At 64.4% G+C, this 14,236-nt stretch carries 13 protein-coding genes; 7 read left to right on the top strand and 6 right to left on the bottom strand.

Translation table 11 applies throughout. The annotated features are described in order from the left end of the window. Nucleotides 1–249: 249 nt before the first annotated feature. From QTI17_RS29210 to QTI17_RS29195, 4 genes are all read right to left on the bottom strand, one after another. Entirely contained in the window at nucleotides 250–2,307 is a 2,058-nt protein-coding gene (locus QTI17_RS29210) for an acetoacetate--CoA ligase (RefSeq protein ID WP_286537157.1), read from the bottom strand. 10 nt (nucleotides 2,308–2,317) lie between these two features. Beyond that, nucleotides 2,318–3,301: a Bug family tripartite tricarboxylate transporter substrate binding protein gene (locus QTI17_RS29205; RefSeq protein WP_286537156.1), complete on the bottom strand. Its 984-nt coding sequence runs from the start codon at nucleotides 3,299–3,301 to the stop codon at nucleotides 2,318–2,320. A 149-nt stretch (nucleotides 3,302–3,450) separates the two neighbouring features. After that, nucleotides 3,451–4,377 carry a helix-turn-helix domain-containing protein gene (locus tag QTI17_RS29200; RefSeq protein ID WP_286537155.1) on the bottom strand — a complete coding sequence of 309 codons (927 nt, stop codon included), beginning with the start codon at nucleotides 4,375–4,377 and terminating at the stop codon, nucleotides 3,451–3,453. 130 nt (nucleotides 4,378–4,507) lie between these two features. After that, the gene (locus QTI17_RS29195; RefSeq protein ID WP_286537193.1) at nucleotides 4,508–5,881 is read right to left on the bottom strand and encodes an MFS transporter; all 1,374 of its coding nucleotides are present in this window, start codon (nucleotides 5,879–5,881) and stop codon (nucleotides 4,508–4,510) included. A gap of 344 nt (nucleotides 5,882–6,225) precedes the next feature. Here QTI17_RS29195 and QTI17_RS29190 point away from each other — a divergent pair, with 344 nt between their 5' ends. Genes QTI17_RS29190 through QTI17_RS29175 form a run of 4 tightly spaced genes read left to right on the top strand, consistent with a single transcriptional unit; the run spans nucleotide 6,226 to nucleotide 9,487 of the window. Continuing rightward, nucleotides 6,226–7,203 carry an amidohydrolase family protein gene (locus QTI17_RS29190; protein ID WP_286537154.1) on the top strand — a complete coding sequence of 326 codons (978 nt, stop codon included), beginning with the start codon at nucleotides 6,226–6,228 and terminating at the stop codon, nucleotides 7,201–7,203. Between the two features lie 35 nt (nucleotides 7,204–7,238). Continuing rightward, nucleotides 7,239–8,108 carry an intradiol ring-cleavage dioxygenase gene (locus QTI17_RS29185; RefSeq protein WP_286537152.1) on the top strand — a complete coding sequence of 290 codons (870 nt, stop codon included), beginning with the start codon at nucleotides 7,239–7,241 and terminating at the stop codon, nucleotides 8,106–8,108. A gap of 9 nt (nucleotides 8,109–8,117) precedes the next feature. Beyond that, entirely contained in the window at nucleotides 8,118–8,426 is a 309-nt protein-coding gene (locus QTI17_RS29180; RefSeq protein WP_286521409.1) for a Dabb family protein, read from the top strand. Beyond that, complete coding sequence (locus tag QTI17_RS29175; RefSeq protein ID WP_286537151.1) at nucleotides 8,426–9,487, top strand: maleylacetate reductase; 1,062 nt, start codon at nucleotides 8,426–8,428, stop codon at nucleotides 9,485–9,487. Before QTI17_RS29180 ends, QTI17_RS29175 begins: the two co-directional genes overlap by 1 nt. Here QTI17_RS29175 and QTI17_RS29170 read toward each other — a convergent pair. Further along, a complete protein-coding gene (locus tag QTI17_RS29170) occupies nucleotides 9,454–10,449 on the bottom strand; it encodes a LysR family transcriptional regulator (RefSeq protein WP_286537150.1) in 996 nt (331 codons plus the stop codon). The genes QTI17_RS29175 and QTI17_RS29170 overlap by 34 nt on opposite strands. A gap of 24 nt (nucleotides 10,450–10,473) precedes the next feature. Beyond that, the gene (locus QTI17_RS29165) at nucleotides 10,474–10,857 is read right to left on the bottom strand and encodes a MarR family winged helix-turn-helix transcriptional regulator (RefSeq protein ID WP_286521404.1); all 384 of its coding nucleotides are present in this window, start codon (nucleotides 10,855–10,857) and stop codon (nucleotides 10,474–10,476) included. 282 nt (nucleotides 10,858–11,139) lie between these two features. Between QTI17_RS29165 and QTI17_RS29160 the strand changes: the two genes are divergently transcribed. The 3 genes from QTI17_RS29160 (at nucleotide 11,140) to QTI17_RS29150 (ending at nucleotide 14,232) form a co-directional block, all read left to right on the top strand. After that, nucleotides 11,140–12,414 carry an acyl-CoA dehydrogenase family protein gene (locus tag QTI17_RS29160; RefSeq protein WP_286521402.1) on the top strand — a complete coding sequence of 425 codons (1,275 nt, stop codon included), beginning with the start codon at nucleotides 11,140–11,142 and terminating at the stop codon, nucleotides 12,412–12,414. A gap of 14 nt (nucleotides 12,415–12,428) precedes the next feature. Continuing rightward, nucleotides 12,429–12,971: a flavin reductase family protein gene (locus QTI17_RS29155; RefSeq protein ID WP_286521400.1), complete on the top strand. Its 543-nt coding sequence runs from the start codon at nucleotides 12,429–12,431 to the stop codon at nucleotides 12,969–12,971. A 313-nt stretch (nucleotides 12,972–13,284) separates the two neighbouring features. Further along, nucleotides 13,285–14,232, top strand: a complete 948-nt coding sequence (locus QTI17_RS29150) for a tripartite tricarboxylate transporter substrate-binding protein (RefSeq protein WP_286521399.1) — start codon at nucleotides 13,285–13,287, stop codon at nucleotides 14,230–14,232. Nucleotides 14,233–14,236: the final 4 nt, after the last annotated feature.

The raw sequence follows: 14,236 nt of genomic DNA, 5'->3' as shown, positions 1-14,236 counted from the left end.
CGCATCTTCGCCGGCCACATCGCGAAAGGTCTGCATCGCAGTGGTGGCCAGTACCAGCATGACGAACCAGCCGTTCCTCATTGACCAATCTGGCGTCGTTGCAGCATCCTCGGTCGCGAAGGCCGTGGCGCCTGTCGCTGCAGTGGCGAAGAAGGTCAGCCTTCGTACCGCTGGTGAGGCAGCACCTGACCCGAACGACGCAACGCAGGCCCGAGTCCTTCATGCGGCGCCCCATAGGGGGCAGCGGCGTCAGGAGCCGATGCCAGGCACAACCTGCACACGCCGCAGATGTTCCTCGGCGAACGACACGAACCAGTCGATGCTCTCCGGCTGCGCCAGCGCGTCCCGCTTTACGACCTTTTCCAGCGCGTGCCCCAGCATCAGTTTCTTGACAGGCAACTCGAGCTTCTTGCCGGTGATGGTTTTTGGAATGGCGTCGACCTGAAGGATCTCGTCGGGCACGTGCCGGGCAGACAGGCTGCTGCGCAGCCCCTGCCGCATACGCCGCCGCAGCGCTTCGTCGAGGACGAGGCCAGGTCGCAATTGGACGAACAGGCCCAAGTAGGAAGGCCGTCCCAGGTATTCGAGGTCTACGACGAGGCCGTCGACCACTTCCTCCAGCGCCTCCACGACGCGATAGAACTCCGCGGTCCCCATGCGCACCCCTTGTCGATTGATCGTGGCGTCGGAGCGGCCGTAGATGATGCCCCCCACGGCCTCCGGCCGCGATATCAACTGCAGCCAGTCGCCCTGGCGCCAGACCGGCCGGCCGGCCGTGTCGCGGAAGCTGTCGAAGTAGCTCTCGCGATATCGGCTGCCATCCGCGTCGCCCCAGAAGTACAGCGGCATCGAAGGGATCGGCCGCACGCACACCAGTTCGCCGACCTCGTCCATCAGCGGTCGCCCGTCATCGCTCCAGGCCTCGACGTGCGTGCCAAGCACGCGGCATTGCATCTCCCCCATGCGCACCGGCAAGGTCGGCAGGCCAACCAGGAATCCGCCCGTGATGTCGGTACCACCGGACACGATGTTGAGCCACAGGTCCTCCTTGACCGCCGCGTAGAGCCAGCGGTACGCCTCCGGCGACAGCGGGGAGCCCGTGGAGCACACCGTTTGCAGGGCCGAGAGGTCGGCCAGTTCGCGCGGCACGATACCGGCCTTGAGGAACGCATGGTGGATGGCCGCGCCGACGCCGAAGACATTCACCCGGTGTCGACCCGCGAGCTTCCACAGGTGCGCCCAGTCAGGCTCCGGACCCGCGCCCGTGACACTGCCGTCGTAGAGCACCAGCGTGGCGCCCCCCAGCAGCCCCATCACGTGTGCGTTCCATACCATCCAGGATGTGTTCACTGCCCACAGCACGCGCACGCCTGGCTTGAGGTCGTTGTGCAGCACCATGTTGACCATGCCGTTCGCGAGCACACCGCCGTGGCCGTGGACGATGGGCTTGGGCAGTCCTGTGGTGCCCGATGAGTAGAGGATCCACAACGGATGATCGGGCGGCAGGGCTTCGCAGCGCAGTGGAGCGTCGACTGCTATCGCATCGGTCCAGGACACGACAGTGCGCCGTGCGGCCTGCGCCGGCGGCCCGGCGAGCGGGTCGAGGTGTGGCACCCACACCACGCCGGTGATCGAGGGCAGCCGGTCCAGGATCTCGCCCAACGGGGCGCGGCGGTCGAAGGGCTTGCCGGCGAAGCGGTAGCCGTCCGTCGCGACCAGGACCTTGGGCGTGATTTGGCTGAAGCGGTCGCCGACGCTGACCGGCCCCATGTCGGGCGCACAGAGCGACCAAACCGCACCCAGGCTGGCTGCCGCGAGAAAGGCCACTACGGCCTGCGGAATGTTGGGCAGGTAGCCGGCCACTCGGTCGCCGGGCTGTACGCCGAGCCCGCGCAGTGCGGAGGCCAGCGCACCCACCTGCCGACGCAAGGTCTCCCACGAAACTTCGCCTGTGCCGCCGGCCTCGCTCTCGTACACGATGGCCGGCACGGTGAGCCCGGTATGGCGCAACGCCTGGTCGACGAAATTGAGGCGCGCACCCTCGAACCAGCGCGCCTTGGGCATGTCGCCCTCAAGCATGCGGAGGGGAGGCGTGGCCATGGGCAAGTCGAAGAAGCCGAGGATCGCGCGCCAGAACGCTTCGGGTTCGTCGACCGACCAGCGCCAGAGCTGCTCGTAGCCGTCGAACTCCAAGCCCTGTTCGCATTGGAGCCAGCTTTCGAAGGCCGTGATGACGGCCTGTGCCTTGCGTTCCGGGCTGGGCCGCCAGAGGGGCGTGACGTCGGCGATGGATGTGATTGATGTCATGTGGCCGCTCTCAGGATTCGGCCGTGAAACCGATCCGTTTCACGATATCTCGCCATTGCGCGCTTTCGGCGCGCACGCGCTGGGCGAGGTCCGGTGCGTTGGAACCCTGGGCCGTCATGCCGAACTCAGCCAATGCGCGCACGAAGTCCGGCTGCGCCACGGCAGCGCGCACCGCATCGCCCGCGCGCTGCGCGACCGCAGCGGGCGTGCGCGCCGGCACGAACATGCCGAACCACTCGGTCATGGCCAGGTCGAAGCCTTGCTCGCGGAAGGTCGGGATGTCGGGCGCGAAGGCGCTCCGTGCCGGTCCGGAGACGGCCAGCAGGCGCAGGCGTCCCGATTTGATTTGCGGCAGGTAACTGCCCAGCACGGTGGAGTAGGCCGGCAGCTGGCCGCCCATCAGGTCCTGCAGGCCGGGGCCGTCGCCGCGATAGCCAACATGGGTCAGCTCGATGCCCGCCAGCTGGCCCAGCAGGCTGCCCATCAGGTGCGGGGTGGAGCCCGAGGCCGGCGACCCGAACGAGCCCTTGCCCGGATGGGCCTTCACCCAGGCGATGAAGTCAGGGATGTTGCGCACGCTCTCGGGCACCGCCGGTCCGACGGCGAAGGCGAACGGAAAGGTGCAGACCATGGACACCGGCTGGACGTCCTCGGGCGCATACGGAAGCTTCCGGTAGGTGTGAGGATAGACGGTGAACGGCGCGGGTGGCGACAGCAAGAGGGTGGCGCCGTCCGCTGCGGCCTCCTTGGCCGCGGTCACGGCGATCTGCGCACCCGCGCCCGGCTTGTTCTCGACGATCACGTTGGCCGCGTAGGTGCCGCGAAGCTTCTCGGCCAGTCGCCGCGCCACGTTGTCGGTGCTGCCACCGGGTGGAAAGCCCACCAGCAGGCGAGCGAGCTCGGGCTGCTGGGCGTAGGCGACATGGTGCAGGCTGGCAGCGCCCAGCGCGGCAAAGGCGCCCAGTCGGGCAGCGAATTGGCGACGTGTGGTCATGTTCGGATCTCCGTTGCGGGTTTTTTTTGGGGTCTGTGCCGAGAGTCGGCGCGACTTTGCCGCATGGCCGCAGCGCCACTGTCGCCTCCTTGCGGCTGCTTGCGTAATCCTGCGCAACCTAGGGAAAGACCCGATCCGCCGGGAGGGGCCTAGTTCGAGCGCCGATAGGCGGAGGGCGTGACGCCCCAATGGCGATGGAAGGCCTGGCTGAAGTGGGCAGCCGACGGATAGCCGGTCGCCTGGGCAACGTCCGCCAGCGGCATCCGCGATCCGTGGACCAGCCGGGCGGCTGCCTCCATACGCTGCAGGTTCAGCCAGGCGTGCGGCGTCGTGCCGAAGGAGACCTTGAAGGTGCGCGAGAAGTGGAACGGGCTCAGTCCCACCAGCTCGGCCAGCCGGGCCACCGGCCAGCGCTCATGCAGGGCGACGGCCACCGCCTCGGCGAGACGCATCATCTGGCGCCTCGACAGCGATCCATGCGAACTCTGCGGCAACGATAGGCTGGCGTAGTTTTCCAGCAGGTGCAGCGCCAGGGCCTGCGCCAGGTTCTCGCCGAAGGCCGGATGCAGCGAGATGTTGTTGTCGAGGGAGCCGAGTAGCACCTGAGCGAAGCCTGCCAGCACCGGGTCGCTTCGACCGAAGCAGCCCTGCAGCTGGACGTCACCACCTGCCGCCCGCTGCAGCCACGCGGGCGCAAGGTTGATGATGATGTTGTCGCGCCGCGCGGTACTGCGCCAGAAGCTGGGCAGCCCCGCCGGAACCACCACCGCCTCGCCTGGTTGCCAACGCGTCTGCGCGACCGCATCCCCTTGCCGCTGGACCAGCCCCGTGGGCGTTGACCGGCGCAGGAGAATGGTGTGGGCACTGACCGGCGGGACATAGAGGTCTCCCAGCGGGCCGACCTGGTGCCACACGGTGAGGCCGATCCAAGGCCGGCCGAAGCTCGACTGGTGGACATGGCCCGGCAGCGTCTGCCAAGGCTCGTCTGTTGCCTCCGAAGCCAGTGCGTGCCAGCGGTCGGCATCGAAATCCCGGTCCAGGCCGGAATGGGTCGCGGGCGGGAAAGTCAGTTGCATGGGGAAGAGGCATTGGTGCAAGTTTTCGCGCCCCGCCATCGTAGCCCAGCCGATCTGCTCCACGGTCGAGCGAGTCGCACTTGCCCCTTGGGCAGCCTTCGTCAGGCGAAGACGCGGCCGCGGATCGCGATCAGCTTCCGGCCGCCACCGAAACACCCGATGCTGCCTGGGCCGACTCGGCTTCCACGCCGCCACGTTGAGAAGCTGATCGATCGTGATTGATCAGCAGGACCGCGATCATGCCGATCACGGCCGGGATCGCGATGGCGATGAAGTTCTGCTGCAGGGGCAGGTTCATCCCGACCAACACCCCGATCAGGATCGGCGCCAGGATGGCACCGCTGCGCCCGATCCCCAATGCCCAGCCGAGGCCAGTGGCGCGTACCGCCATCGGGTAGAACTGGCCGGTGTACGCGTTGGCCACGATCTGCGTGCCGATGGTCGATGCGCCCGCCAGGGCGATGAGGACGTAGAGCACCGGCGTCGGCATCTTGTAGCCGAGCAAGGTGAGCGAAATCGCGGCCAACGCATACATCCCTGCGAGCACGTACTTGATATGGAATCTGTCTGCGAGCCAGCCACCTGCGATCGCGCCGATCATGGCGCCCACGTTCAACACAAGCACGAATGTCAGTGCGGAGCCCAGGCTGTAGCCTGCGCTCGCCATCAGCTTCGTGAGCCATGAGCTCAGCGCGAAGACCATGAACAGGCACATGAAGAAGGCGACCCAGAACATCACGGTGCTGAAGCCGCGACCCTCGTAGAAGAGGTGCTTGATCGGAGCACTGTCGGCCCTGTCTTTGGCCGGGACCGTGAAACGGTCGGCGGCCGAGAGCTGACAGGCAGGGTCGAGTCGCATGACAATCTTCTTCAATTCTTCGATCCGGCCCTTGGCAAGCAGGAATGGCATCGATTCGGGCATCGACTTCAGGATGAACGGAATCAGGACCACCGGCAGGCCGGCCGCAAAGAACACCGATTGCCAGCCATAGGTCTCGATCAGCCCCTTGCCGAGGATCGCAGCAACGATGCCGCCGACCGCATAGCCGCTGAACATCAGGGTGACGAGCGTGGCGCGGATCTTCTTGGGTGAGTACTCGGTCATCTGCGCCACCACGTTGGGCATGACGCCGCCGATGCCGAGTCCGGCGAGGAAACGCATGGCCCCGAACATGACCGGGTCGTTGGCCAGGCCGGCGGCGGCGGTGAAGACGCTGAAAAGAGCAATGCAGATCGCGATGGCCCAGCGCCTGCCGATCTTGTCCGCGACGGTGCCCAGGAAGATGGCACCGAACATCATGCCGAACAGCGCCGAACTGACCATGAAGCCGGCGTTGGTCGCATCCACGCCCATCTTCTTCATGATCGAGGGCAGGGCGATGCCGACCACCGCCAGGTCGTAGCCGTCGAAGACGATGATCAGCGCGCACCAGAACAGCACGAGGCCGTGGAAGCGGTTGAAGCGGGCATCGTCGGCCAGTTGATGAAGATTGATTTGGCGCATGGTCTTTGTCTTCGAACGGATGGCCTTCCTCGCATCTCGCGGCAAGAGCGGTCGGGCGGTCCCACCGATGATGGGCAGTCTGCCTTGGCCGGTCCAACACAAATTCAGGATGGTCCTTATGCATCCTGGAAATGTTGGGTAGGGTCTACCCACAGGCATCGGGTCATCGGGGTTCCCTGGGATGCCGACCCGCTCCTCCATGCGCCCCGCGAATGTGCGCTATCACCGATAACTGTTCGACCGTTGCACGAGGCTTTCGTAGATTCGACGGTCTGGCGAGCGCCGAGGTGGCAACGCCATGCAATCGGGCGTTCGCGGCGCCCAACCCTACAGAGGAGATAGCCATGCAAGGAAAGATTGGTCTCGAAGAGCACTTCGCGATTCCCGAAACGCTTCAGGATTCGGCTGGCTTCGTGCCTGGAGACTATTGGAAGGAATTGAGCAGTCGCCTGCTGGACATCCATGAAGGGCGCCTGCGCCAGATGGACGATTACGGCATGGAGATGATGATTTTGTCGTTGAATGCGCCCGCCGTTCAGGCGGTGCCCGACCCGAAGAAAGCCTACGAATTGTCGGTACGCGCCAACGATTTTCTGGCCGAGCAGGTCGCGAAGCGGCCCGACCGCTTTCAGGCGTTCGCCGCCCTGCCTATGCAGGACCCCGAGAAGGCCACCCAGGAACTCCAGCGGTGCATGACCGAACTGGGCTTCCGTGGCGCGCTGGTGAATGGTTTCTCACAGGTCGGAACCCCCGAGAACGTCGTCTACTACGATGCGCCCCAGTACGCAGATTTCTGGGACCAGATAGAGCGCCTGGATGCGCCGTTCTATCTCCATCCGCGCAATCCATTGCAGAGCTGGGCCCAGATCTATGACGGTCACCCCTGGCTTCTCGGCCCCACCTGGGCGTTCGCACAGGAGACCGCCGTGCACGCCTTGCGCCTCATGGCGAGTGGACTCTTCGATCGCCATCCGGGCTTGAAGATCATCCTCGGCCATCTCGGTGAGGGCTTGCCCTACAACATGTGGCGGATCGATCACCGCAACGCGTGGGTCAAGGCACCCAAGACCTACCCGGCCAAGCGCAAGCTCTGTGAGTACTTCAACGAGAACTTCTATCTCACGACCTCCGGCAACTTCCGCACTCAGACGTTGATCGATGCGATGCTGGAGATCGGGTCGGACCGCATCTTGTTCTCGACCGATTGGCCCTTCGAAAACGTCGATCACGCCTCGAACTGGTTCGACGACACGAGCATCAGCGAGGCCGACCGCACCAAGATCGGGCGCACCAACGCCCTGTCGCTCTTCAAGCTGGGTTAGGCACTTCGTCTGAAGCCAGAAGACAAGAGGATCACATGATCGACATCGACGAATGGACCATCACCGGCGCCACCCTCAAGGCGCAAGGCGGAACCTCCGACGCACGCCTGAAGACCGTGATGGACAGCCTCGTGCGACACCTGCACGATTTTGCGCGCGAGATCGAACTGACCGAGGCCGAATGGGCCATGGGCATCGACTTTCTGACCCGCGTCGGAAAGATCACCGATGACAAGCGGCAGGAGTTCATCCTTCTGTCGGACGCGCTGGGCCTTTCGACCTTGGTCACGGCACAGTGCAACCGCCGCCCGAAAGGATGCACGGAGGCCACGGTCTTCGGGCCGTTCTTCGTGCCCGACGCACCGTCGTACCGCAATGGAGACGACATCTCCAACGGTGCCAGCGGAGAGCCCTGCTTCGTGAGCGGAGCGGTCCGAGGGATTCGCGGCGAGCCCATCCCGGATGCGCGCATGGATGTGTGGCAGTCCGACGACGAAGGATCCTACGATGTCCAACGGACCGGTCTCGATCATGCGGAGGGACGGGGGCAACTCGCCAGCGGCGCGGACGGCCACTACCACTTCAAGTCCATCGTTGCCGTCCCGTATCCGATTCCGCACGACGGTCCAGTTGGCCAGATGCTGGAAAAGCTCGGCCGCCACCCTTGGCGTCCTGCCCATCTGCACTTCATGATCCAGGCGCCTGGGTACCAGACGCTCATCACCCACGTGTTTCGCGCCGAAGGTCCCTATCTGGACTCGGACGCCGTGTTCGGCGTGCGGTCCTCGCTGATCGCCGACTGGAAGCGGCACAACCCGGGCCCCGCGCCCGACGGGACGCGGTGCGACGTGCCGTTCTACACCCTCGACTACGACTTCGTGCTGAACGATGCTGCAAAGGAATAGCGCGTGGAAATGAAGCATGTCGTGATGTGGCGCGTCGCTGGGGCGTCGGCGTCGGAGCGCATGGCCAACTGCCTGGCAATCCGCGATGCATTCGAATCCCTGCGCGGGCGGGTGCCTGGTCTGCTCGAGCTCGAGATCGGCATCGATGCGAGTCGCATCGACTACGCCTGCGATGTCGTGCTCCTCACTCGCTTCCAGGACGCCCAGAGCCTCGAGGACTACGCGACGCATCCCGAGCATGTGCGCGTGAAGCGTGAACTCGGAGAGCTCCGCATCGCGCGCCACCAGGTCGACTACCCTTTGCCGAAAGCCCTCTGATGGACTCCTTCGTCTACAACTCAAATCCTTCGCGCATCATCTTCGGACCGGACAGCATTGACGGGCTGCCAGAGGAACTCGATCGCCTCGGCGCCCGGCGGGCGCTGGTCCTCTGCACGCCCCACCAGCGCGAAAAGGCGCAGGCCGTGGCGGACCGGATCGGCGCTCGCGTTGCATCGATTTTCGACGGGGCCGCCATGCACGTTCCGATTGAGGTCGCACGCAAGGCTCGCGCGCTCGCCACCGAACTGGAGGTGGACTGCGCACTGGCCATCGGCGGGGGGTCCACCGTCGGGCTCGGCAAGGCCATCGCTCTGGAATCCGGCCTGCCGATCATCGCGGTCCCCACGACCTACGCGGGCAGCGAGGTGACGCCGATCTATGGCATCACCGAGGGAGGGGTCAAGAAGACCGGGCGCGACCTCCGCGTGCTGCCGAAAGTGGTGGTCTACGATCCCAAGCTCACGCTGTCGCTGCCGATGGATCTGACCGTCACGAGCGCCATCAATGCGATCGCCCACGCGGCGGAAGGCCTGTACGCCCACGATGGCAACCCGGTGACCGCATTGATGGCCGAAGAAGGCATTCGTGCCTGCGCGGCTTCCCTGCAATCACTTCGAGACGATCCTCAGAACCTCGCTGCGCGCGGTCTTGCTCTCTACGGCGCCTGGCTCTGCGGAACTGTTCTCGGTGCCGTGTCGATGGGCCTGCACCACAAGCTGTGCCACACGCTGGGCGGCACCTTCGACCTGCCGCATGCCGACGTGCATACGGTCGTCCTGCCGCACGCCCTTCAGTACAACGCGGAGGCGGCGCCACAGGCCATGATCCGCATCGCGCGGGCGCTCGGCGTCGCCAATGCGCCCATGGGGCTGTTCGCACTTGCAGAATCGCATGGCGCTCCGGTTTCGCTGAATGCGATCGGCATGGACGAGAGCGGGTTGGACCAGGCGGTGGAACTGGCGGTGTCGAACCAGTATCCGAATCCACGACCGCTCGAGCGCGCGCCTCTGAGGAAGTTGCTCGATCAAGCGTTCGAGGGTGCTGCTCCGGCGCCTTGATCTTCAGCGAGCGCGTCCTGCGGCCGCACCTCGGGCGCGCGGCGAGACCGCTCATGGAACAGGCCGAAGAGCAGCTCGCGCAACCAGCGGTTGCCGCTGTCCTGGTGAAAGCGCTCGTGCCATTGCTGCCGGATCTCGAAGGGCACGACATCGAAGGGTGCGTCGACGATGTGAAGATCCGTGCGTGATGCCACCATCGCCTTGGCGAGCCGCGAGGGTGCGGTCAGCAACAGCCCCGACGCAGCAACGATCGACGACAAGCCGAGGGAATGGGCAGCCGTCAAGACGACCCGGCGCCGATCTAGTGCGCCTGCGCGGTCCAGCGTTTGTTGAAGCTGGGAATCAGTGGTGCCTTGCGGTCGATAGGCGACGTGTTCGGCTGCAAGGTAGTCATCCAGCGTGATGTGTTCTGGCGTGCCCAGCGCCGATGTCTTGGACATCAGAACCACGAATGACTCGTCGAACAACCGTTGCTGATAGAACGATGGACCCATCGGCTCCCAACTGCCGAGCGCGATGTCGATTTGCCCGTGGAGCATCCGCTGGCGGGCTTCGGCCATGGCCGCATCCACGGTTTCAAAGCGAATGCCCGGCGCTATGTTCCGCGCAACGGAAAGCAGCTCCGGCATCATGGCCAACTGCCCGACATCGTTCACTGCGATTCGAAACAGGCGGCTGGAAGTCTCAGGCTCGAAGGTGCGCCCCTGGTCGATAGCCTGCGCCAGGCTTGCGAGTCCCTCCTCGATCGGAGCAATGAGGCGCTCAGCCGCCGGCGTGGGAACCATCCCGTCGGCCGAGCGGACGAACAACGCATCGTTGAAGCGCTCGCGCATACGCTTGAGCGCATTGCTGACCGCCGACTGCGTCATGCCGAGGCGATCGCCTGCGAGCGTGACGCTGCGGGTGGAATAGATCGCCTGGAACACCAGGAACAAATTCAGGTCGATTGAGTTGATGTTCACTGGCGGCCTCCGTTCTACGAGTTTCTACTCGTTGTCCAGCACCGCGAGGTTCTCGTAGACCATTCGCAGCATCTGTCGAAGCGATTCCGCCTGCACCGCAGTCAGCCCCGACAGCGACACGCGCTCATAGACCTGGGCCAGGGGAATGATGCGCAGCGTCAGTTCGCGCCCCGCATCGGTCAGTTCGAGAGCGAGGGCGCGGGCGTCCTCATCGGATCGATCGCGCACGAGCACGCCGCGTTGCAGCAGGCCATCGACCACGCGCGAAAGCGTCGAGGGCTCGGTCGACGTGTGCAGGGCAAGGTCGGAGAGGCGCTGCTGCGGCAGGTGATGGAGCGCCACGCAGACGCGCCATTCGGTCAGGGAGAGGTTGAACTGCTTCAACTCGCGGCTGAACGACTGTCCCATGCGGGCCCCTGCGCGCGCAAGCAAGTACGGGATAGCGCGATCGAGGTCGTGGTTGTCTAGTTTGCCTGCAAATGCAACTGAATCTGCGGGGGCTAGCGCTGCGAACACCTCGTTCCTCGGCGCAACTGATACTGGTTTTCTCTTGGCCATGCCGAATCTTACAAACGAAGCAGGCAATCCTGGTAGTGAAAACCCTAGGCAATTATTGATTGCGTTTGCAAGTGTTATGAATTTCAATGGAGGCCTCGAACGAATGCCACCCCAACCTCTTGGAGACTTCCCATGAACGACGTCGCAGCACCCTTCGCCCCATTCGCGCAGCTGAACCGGGTCGACCTTCCCGCACCGGGAAGAAAGTCACCGGTGGAAGGTGCGCCCCCGATCGAGCAATTAGTTGCGTCTGCAAGCGAATTGGTCCCCATGCTGCGCGCCAGGGCTCAACGGACCGAGGAGGACCGCCGTGTCTCCGACGAAACGACGCGGGCCTTTCACGACGCTGGCTTCTTCAAGCTGATGCAGCCTGCCCGATACGGTGGCTATGAGTACGGATTTACTGCGTTCATCGACGTCGTCAGCGAAATCGCACGCGGCTGCACTTCGTCTTCTTGGGGATGTTCGCTGGGCGCCATTCACCAGTGGCTGGTCGGAACCTTCCCTGAGCAAGCGCAGGACGACGTATGGGGCAGCGATCCCCAAGCGATTGTCTGTGGCTCATACGCGCCGGCCACGATGGCGGAGAAGGTCGATGGCGGATATGTTGTGCAGGGCAAATGGCTGTTCGCCTCCAACGTCGACAACTCCCAGTGGGCTCTCCTGGGGGTCCAGTTTCCGCCCGAAGAAAAGGGCGCCTCGCCGACGGCGGGGTTCCTGCTGGCACCGCGCTCGGACTGGTCGATCGAAGACAACTGGCATGTCGCCGGCCAGTCGGGGACCGGCTCGAAGGGCGTGGTGATCGACAAGCCGACGTTCATTCCGGGACACCGCAAGCTGACGTTCGCCGAAGCCTCCTCCAACAACCCTCCGGGCGCGCGAGTCAACTCGAATCCGATCTACCGGATCCCCTTTCTGTCGGCCGTTCCCGTCTGCCTTGTGTCGCCGATCCTCGGCACGGCGCAAGGTGCGGTGGACGAAATGATCCAGATGGCCGGTACGAGGGTGACGCGCGGTGCGGTGTCCGGAGGGGGTAACAGGCTCAGTGAGTTCTTCCCGGTGCAGTCCCGTTTGGCCGAAGCATCTGCCAGCGTCGATGCAGCGCGGCTGCTGCTCTACCGGGACACGGCGCAGGTCGAACAGATGGCGCTAGATGGCCACATCATCAGCGTCGAACAGCGAATCCGCAATCGTCGCGACCATGCGTTCGCCGCGCGCCTGTCGCGCGATGCCGTGGAGGCCGTGTTCGCCAGCGTGGGGGGAGCAGGTTTGTCACTCAACCAGCCGATTCAACGCATGTGGCGCGATGCGAATGCCATTTCGCGTCACATCAGCTTGAACTGGGACGCGGTCTCTTCGATGGTGGGGCAATACCTGCTCGGCCTGGAGCCCAAGGGTCAGTACTGAACGAGACACGAGCCATGTACTCCTGGGCACTCATCACGGGCGACGAAGCCGACACGGTCGACGCCCGCCTCCTGCGGCAGGCTCTCGGTGCATTCCCGACGGGCGTGTGCCTGGTGACCACCACGACGCCAGACGGCAAGCGCGAGGGCATGACGATCAACTCGTTCTCCTCGGTGTCACTGGACCCGCCCCTCATCCTGTGGAGCATTCGCGACGACACGCGCAGCGCCGACGCCTTCCTTGCGACGCGACCGTTCAACCTGAGTGTGCTGGGCGCCGGGCAGAAGGACCTGGCATGGCATTTCGCCAAACCCGCGGCCGACAAGTTCGAAAAGTTCGCGGACGCGTTCGAGGTGGGCTCGAATGGCTGCGCAAGGCTTTTCGACAGTGTGGCAACGTTCGAATGCTCAACCTATTCGCGCCATCAGGAGGGCGACCACACGATCATCCTCGGGCGCGTGGAACGGTTCTCTCGGACCGACACGCCGCCCCTGCTGTTCCATTCAGGACAGATGGGGTCGCTGTGGGAGTTGGCGGAGACCCTGGCTCGACCTTAGCCCGGCACCTCTTCGGCCTCGACAGCGACGCGCGCGCTTCAGGCCAATGGGGTCGCATTGACACAAAGAACGCCGGGCGCGAAGTCGATCTGCCCTGTCGCCATGCGCTCATGGTGTCGGGGATCGGCCGAAATGGCGGCGCAGCCTCAGAGATCCGTCAATCGACAAGTATAGACGTCAGCTATACCGAGGATTCATGCTATCTCTATGGATTGATGGCGACACCTATTGAAGAATCGCGATTCATCAGGAGACAAACATGACCCGATTTAGCGGACCTCGTACGTCGAAGCCATTCCAACCTCGGCGCCGAATGTTCCTGAAGGGCGCCGGTGCCGTGTCGTTGTACAGAGCGCTGCCAGCCTTCGCGGCCACTCCCCTGCACGTGTACGTCGGTTTTCCGCCAGGCGGTGCCACTGACGTGATCGCCCGTTTGGTGACACGCCAGATGGGTGGGTTCGATGCGATCGTCGACAACCGTGCCGGAGCAGGTGGTCGTTTGGCGCTGGACGCCGCGATCCGGGCGAAGAACGACGGCGACTCGATCGTGGTCACGCCTGACTTCCCACTGACGGTCTTTCCCCATCTGTATCGCAAGCTGACCTACAACCCGCTTGTGGATTTTGTTCCAGTAGCCATGTGCGGCGTGTCCGAGTTCGCACTCTGCGTGGGTCCGGCCGTGCCCAAGGAAGTAACAACCGTCGGTGCGTTCCTGCAATGGTGCCGCGACAACCCGAAGAAGGCGTTGTTTGCATCGCCTGCTCCAGGATCGACCCCTCACTTCACTGGCGTGATGCTGGCAACTGCCGCGAAGGTCGATCTCACACACGTGGGCTACAAGGGGGGAACCCAGGCCATGCAGGACCTCCTTGGTGGCCAGGTCCCCGCGAGCATCAACCCGGTCGCGGAGGTGCTGCCGCACATGGGAAGCGGAAAGCTTCGGGTGCTTGCGACCACTGGCCCCGAGCGATCGCGCTTCCTTCCCGATGCACCAACTCTGCGTGAATCCGGCTACCGAGACGTGGTGGTGCAGAGTTGGATCGCCGTGTTCGCTCCCGCAGGAACGTCGGAAGCGGCGGCCACCAGGTTGGAGAAGTCCATCAACGAGGCGTTGAAGAGCTCAGCGGTTGCCGAAGGGTTCGCGAAGTTCGGCATCGTCGTGGCACCAATGCCCAGGCAACGTGTGGCCGCGTTGGTCCAGGAAGACCTGCAGCGGTGGGCTGGCGTCGTGAAGGCCTCCGGTTTCGTGATCGAGGAGTAGACAC

This window comes from Variovorax sp. J31P179, assembly GCF_030316985.1.
GTDB classification, from domain to species: domain Bacteria; phylum Pseudomonadota; class Gammaproteobacteria; order Burkholderiales; family Burkholderiaceae_C; genus Variovorax; species Variovorax ginsengisoli_B.
This window is presented reverse-complemented; position numbering and strand designations above follow the sequence as displayed.

Excerpts from the sequence above, each read along its gene's own strand:
- QTI17_RS29195 (WP_286537193.1), bottom strand. The coding sequence starts at position 5,881 with ATGCGCCAAATCAATCTTCATCAACTGGCCGACGATGCCCGCTTCAAC.
- QTI17_RS29150 (WP_286521399.1), top strand. The coding sequence starts at position 13,285 with ATGTTCCTGAAGGGCGCCGGTGCCGTGTCGTTGTACAGAGCGCTGCCA.
- QTI17_RS29155 (WP_286521400.1), top strand. The coding sequence starts at position 12,429 with ATGTACTCCTGGGCACTCATCACGGGCGACGAAGCCGACACGGTCGAC.
- QTI17_RS29165 (WP_286521404.1), bottom strand. The coding sequence starts at position 10,857 with ATGGGACAGTCGTTCAGCCGCGAGTTGAAGCAGTTCAACCTCTCCCTG.
- QTI17_RS29175 (WP_286537151.1), top strand. The coding sequence starts at position 8,426 with ATGGACTCCTTCGTCTACAACTCAAATCCTTCGCGCATCATCTTCGGA.
- QTI17_RS29200 (WP_286537155.1), bottom strand. The coding sequence starts at position 4,377 with ATGCAACTGACTTTCCCGCCCGCGACCCATTCCGGCCTGGACCGGGAT.
- QTI17_RS29160 (WP_286521402.1), top strand. The coding sequence starts at position 11,140 with ATGAACGACGTCGCAGCACCCTTCGCCCCATTCGCGCAGCTGAACCGG.
- QTI17_RS29185 (WP_286537152.1), top strand. The coding sequence starts at position 7,239 with ATGATCGACATCGACGAATGGACCATCACCGGCGCCACCCTCAAGGCG.
- QTI17_RS29210 (WP_286537157.1), bottom strand. The coding sequence starts at position 2,307 with ATGACATCAATCACATCCATCGCCGACGTCACGCCCCTCTGGCGGCCC.
- QTI17_RS29190 (WP_286537154.1), top strand. The coding sequence starts at position 6,226 with ATGCAAGGAAAGATTGGTCTCGAAGAGCACTTCGCGATTCCCGAAACG.
- QTI17_RS29205 (WP_286537156.1), bottom strand. The coding sequence starts at position 3,301 with ATGACCACACGTCGCCAATTCGCTGCCCGACTGGGCGCCTTTGCCGCG.
- QTI17_RS29180 (WP_286521409.1), top strand. The coding sequence starts at position 8,118 with ATGAAGCATGTCGTGATGTGGCGCGTCGCTGGGGCGTCGGCGTCGGAG.